A 1,321-nucleotide genomic window follows, 5' to 3' on the forward strand; every position below is an offset into this window, starting at 1 on the left:
TTTATCCTCAATTTATTGCAACCGCAGTAGGACAGCCTTAAGTCCGACAGGCTGCTAGAAAACAGACTTATTTGCTTGATCTATCCTTCCTCTCTACCCACTGGAATACAAGGATAGAATTATTAGACACTCACTCCATACAGCACTGCTAATAATATTGTTGTCTGTCGTCTGTAAGGCCGAACTGTTCGCAGAGCGTTTTATTGTCGAGCTTGAAAATAATACAGGATTTTCAAACCAGAGTTTTTCTATAAAAAAGGACCAGCGTACACTGCCATCCCCCGTCAGGTATTGCCAATACAAACGGCTATTCAGAATCATATTCATCGCCTGATAAAAAACGACAGAGACCCGGCGGTTACCGGGTAAAAACGACCATTATTGAATCGGTTTACTGGCAATGGCTTTACGCCACTGATCTGCTAATGGGCTACGAACTTATTCTGAACACAAAGGACACCCCGCTAAGCTCCATCCCTTATTCATGGCCACCTGTAGAAGTAGTTATTGCAGTTGGCTGGCTTTTGAAAAACTATTGGAACATCAGTTTATCGTCGTTTAACCCGAACGCACAACAAAAAGCACGATCTATGCTGACACGGGGGGAGCAAGCGTTTGCCACCATCATTGTTGTGCCTGACTCTGGACTTAACAAACAACCACACCCACTGTCAGAATCATTCAGCGACCAAGTTTCAGGAGCAACAACCCAACATACAAGCACTTTCTTCACAAGTACCCGGCATTCCCGGTTTGGCGGCGGTGACAGAGGCTCTCAACAACCTCTGCACACTTTGGGTTTAAATTGTTTTGTCTTTCCCTGTCACGGCGTTTGCAGTTTCCGACCATCACCCGATAGAGGAGGGTCCGCTGAATGGCAGTTGAACACCGGGGAAAGTTCACCAGACAACCTCACAAACTCAGTAAGTGCAGGGGCAATCTATGCAACCGACCCAGCCGGAGCACCCAGTTATGATTTGACAGTGCACCGGAATTTGCCTGCCACCCCTGATGACTGGATTATAATCGATGGGCTACTCAATCTACGTGGTGACAGTCACCCCGAAGAGATCAGGATTTCCTGTATGCTTGCCCATTTGGCACGTCCAGCGGGCGCTTCACCTTCGGGTTGTCTTCCTTCCCGAGGCACTACCCATAGCCAACAAGCTCTTCCGGATCATAAAAGAAGAGACCACATCAGGCCACAAACCTCTGACGTGTCCGTAGTCGGGGGGGATGGCCAGCCGCAGCTATGTGGGAGAGTCTTTGACATCCTCTCGCCCCTGAAGGAGCGAGATTCCCGTTAGTCACCTAACAGGCT

Annotated in this window: 1 protein-coding gene; it reads left to right on the forward strand. The window is 48.4% G+C overall.

Annotated elements, in window-relative coordinates; all coding sequences use genetic code 11:
• The first annotated feature begins 425 nt into the window (after window positions 1–425).
• Window positions 426–1,307: a hypothetical protein gene (locus KDK17_RS05645; protein WP_257281758.1), complete on the forward strand. Its 882-nt coding sequence runs from the start codon at window positions 426–428 to the stop codon at window positions 1,305–1,307.
• Window positions 1,308–1,321: the final 14 nt, after the last annotated feature.

Origin of the sequence: Endozoicomonas sp. SESOKO2 (assembly GCF_024606245.1) — a bacterium.
Classification (GTDB): Bacteria; Pseudomonadota; Gammaproteobacteria; order Pseudomonadales; family Endozoicomonadaceae; genus Endozoicomonas_A.

What these genes read in the sequence shown, in the direction of transcription:
- KDK17_RS05645 (WP_257281758.1), top strand. Translation starts at nt 426, where the DNA reads ATGGGCTACGAACTTATTCTGAACACAAAGGACACCCCGCTAAGCTCC.